Genomic DNA, 3,906 nt, shown 5'->3' on the forward strand with positions numbered 1-3,906 from the left:
CAGCGAAGCGGTCTGAGGGTTAACTCATGTATAATTATACCATATCCGACAGTATAGATGTCAAGCTTTATCAAGTTGTTTAATAGAGCCTTATAGAGAAAAACGCCCTGAAATGTCTTTCGCACACGGATGGAATACATTAGATGTAACAGCCGAACTTACATATCGGGGAAAGGTCCAAACAATCGATCAAGTTTCACAGAAGAAGATACAACCCTTCCGGAGCTTTCGGCGATACAGGTTCGCCCACCGGCCTCACTAAGTAACCGCTTGTTTTGGATTCGCGGGATTGAGCGGTCCGAGGAACGCGATGATAATAACTGCTGAAATCGCCTCGAGATAAAGCTTTCAGTGCTGGTGTCTTCGAACCGCTTGCGGTATGAAAAATTATTATGTATAATTTGAATGAATAAAACTTATCCCATTTTCTAAGTTAATAGGTCTCATTTTTATCGTTTTTTGAGAGACGTAAAAGGTACAATATACAACAGGGGGCAAAATCATGTACCGTACAGCGTGTACTGTGCTTTTTGTTATCTCAGCGTTTTTTTGCGGATTGGCTGTCTCCAACTACATCGATCCCGCCGGATACCCTTATCCATGGCCAGACAATCCAAGTCCTGCACTGGCCAGCTATGAATTCAACAGCCTTTCAGACCTCGCCGACTACTACCCGACAGGTTCCTGGAGCGTTGCCGGAGGCATCCTCTCGATAACCGGTTCCGGTGAACGCAGGGCCGTTCTGAACGGTAGTACGGCCTGGACGAACTACGTTGTAAAGGGAAGTGCCAGAATAACCGACGGAATCACGCAGGGCGATTCCGCTTTCAAAATATACGCCAGAGTCACCGGCACTGCGGCCGCTATGAACGCTTACGTCTTCGAGATAGACTCAGATTTCACCAACAGGTTTTCACTTAGAAGAATCGTCAACGGCGTCGAATCGGACCCGCTCATAACGTCCGTGACCTCGGTGGGTTTCGACTGGAGTCGCTGGCAGGAGATCTCCGCTGTGGCGAACGGAAATACTTTCACCATGTATATCAACGGAATCGAAGTGCTCAGATACACCGACAACGCCAGTCCTTATCTCAACGGCAGGGTGGGGCTCGGAGCGAGGGCCTACACGCGGGTCGAAGTGGATTATTTGCGGGTGTACGGCATAAACTCTCTTTCCAGAGAGTGGAAGTACTACACTTACTCCGGAGACGCAGTTTACGACTCGACCGGCAACAGCGATCTTTCCAGCGGTGGCTCCGTCTCGCCCGCGCACGTCGACATAGTCAGTTCACCGACCCTACCCTCCGTAATGGTCTATTTCGATTCCGGCGTTCTCATGTTCAGGATCGTTCTGTCCGGTAATCCGTTACAGCTAACGGGCCAGGGCGTTCCGTACACATCATCCACCTGGGTCGTGCTTATGGACTTGAACGGCGACGGATACAGGGATTTCGCCATAGAAATTGACGGAACCGATCAAGGAATTTCACCGGACGACATAAAAGTATTCTACAGCAACTCGCTCGATCAATATCTTCCCGATAGCGATTTGATCTGGAAGCAGGACAGTGCAAAACACCTGACCAACCCGACCAACGTTGACGGCGAGCCCGGAACTCCCGCCAACTGGGACTGGAACCCGTCGCCCACGGTATGGGACTATAAAAGATCACGTGTGACGGAGTACATAGATCCCGCGATTGGAAAGGTCTATCTTCTGGATATTCAGGTTCCCATGGAGGCGCTGGATGCAACTTCGCTCGGCGGCCCCAAACTCATGGTTGACAGCGTTTTCCAGCTAGCATTCACGACCAGCGCCAACACCAACGATCCCGTTCAGAAGGATCTGGCGTACCAGGGAACCTATAAAATGGACAGAACTAAACCACTGCTTTTCGGTGATCCCATAAATTCCAGCGGCCAGATCAGCCAGATACCCCTGACTTCAAAGATAACCGTCACTGGCTGCGGTCCATCCAGGATAGAGGCTCTCGTCCAGGACGCGAGTATTCTGGTCAACGGCCAGGTACGTTCATCCGTCTCGAGTGTTAAGTTCTATCACTACTTCGACTACAACGGAAACGGGCTCGCAGACGATGGCTTCGAGTGGGTCTTCACGGGCGAGGCCGTTTCAACTGCCGGGTTTAACCCATGGATTTATCAGTGGAATACATCTATAATGCCGCAGGGCAATTATATAGTAAAGGCTATAGTTATGGACTACCAGGGCAACATGATGGACTCCTACCTTCAATACACCGACGGAGACCTCAGGCAGGTGGCCCTTTTCCTGAACACCTGCAGCACGATCAACATGAGCGTTTCCGGAAGAGTGTTCGAAGATAAAGACAGCGACGGAGGAAGTTTCATCGGCGGTGTCGATCTGCCGAAAGGCAACGTGCGCGTTAGGCTTTACAGGGAGAGCGACGGAAACACCGCGCTCAGCGGCGGCGACTCCTTCGTAACCCAGAGCATGACCGGGAGCGATGGCGTCTATTCCTTTGCTCCCCTGTCCCCGGGCAGGTATTACGTGGTCGTTAACTCAAAAGATGTCGCTCCGGCCTCTCTGAACTCCGGCTACACGCTCGAGGTTCCCTGGGCCGAGCAGACTTTCAGGCGCGAATTCATAAACGGCGCTTACTACGATGTTCAGGCCTTCGGCGGCACAAGCCCGGAAGTCTCAGATAATTTCGCGACCGGAAGCACCGCGGTCAGCGCCAGCAACTTCCAGCACCTCTCGGTAGTGGATCTCTCTGAAGGCACACAGGCAGTCACGGGAATAGATCACGGCTTCTCTTTCAACGTGGTCGTGAACGCTGTCGATACGGGAAACAACGGTCTGAGGGTAAGCGGAAACCAGGGCACCCTTAGACAGTTCGCGATAAATTCGAACGCGATAGCCGGGGCGAATGCCGCCAGGTTCGTGATGATGACGCCGCCGAATGCCTCATCCGGAAGCGATAGCTGGTGGACGGTTACGGCGATATCCCCGTTGCCCGACATAACCGATGCAAACACCTCCCTGAACGGCGTCGTTTATAACCCGCAGGGCGCAGTCGTCAACAGCAATCAGGCTGTCTTCGGCGGCGGAACGGCCGGAGTGGAAAACGTTCCGGTGGCTCAAATTCAGGGTAAGGAGATCGAGATAAACTGCAACGACCTCAGCCATTTCGTGAGAACTGCCACCGGTGCCACGAATTTCCTTTTGAAGAACATGGCCTTCTTCAACGGCGGGGGAAACCTTGGGGATTCCTTCGCGCCGGTCACACTCAACGGTCCTGGCTTTCTTCTAGAGGGTATGGTGACCGGCGCGAGGGCGAACGGTTCTCGCCCGGCCGACGAGTTTCTCAACAGACGTTACGGCCTTATAATAAACTCGAGCGGCGCCCTGTCGAACTCCTACATCGCCCACAACGGCTCGGGGTTGCTCCTGACCGGAAGCAATTTAACCGTTACAGGCGTACATGTTCTGGACAACGGTATAGGGGTTGCGGGAACTGATGGGAACGGCATCTCGTTAGCCGCCCCCGCCAGCTCGGTGACGATAAGCAATTCCATAATAGACTCCAACGGAGGTACACATGCCGGAGTCAACCACGGCAACGGCATCTACACGTCCGGCGATACTTCTACCACTCTCGAGAACCTCACAGTTTCTGGCTCGACGGCCAGCGGACTTTCTTTCAACTCTTCGAACTATTCGTCGGTAAAGAAGTCGATCGTTCGTAGCTCGGCCAGCGGTCCCGGGATAAGGGTGAGCAGCGATTCGAAGTTCGGAGATTTCTCCATGAATTCCTACTATTCGAACAAAGGTCTCGCGATCGACCTGCTACGCTCTCTCGCACCGGCGATAATCGAAGGGGTCAACCCGAACGACGGTGTCCTCAATCCCGATTACGGAAACGA

1 protein-coding gene is annotated in these 3,906 nt (G+C 52.9%); it reads left to right on the top strand.

Annotation, left to right across the window (positions count from 1 at the left end; translation table 11 throughout):
• Window positions 1-502: 502 nt before the first annotated feature.
• Window positions 503-3,906 (top strand): 3-keto-alpha-glucoside-1,2-lyase-like domain-containing protein (locus PKX57_RS11530; RefSeq protein WP_472417458.1); only part of this gene is annotated, 3,404 nt, incomplete at its 3' end.

The organism is Mesotoga sp. (genome assembly GCF_035363035.1).
In the GTDB taxonomy this organism is placed as follows: domain Bacteria; phylum Thermotogota; class Thermotogae; order Petrotogales; family Kosmotogaceae; genus Mesotoga.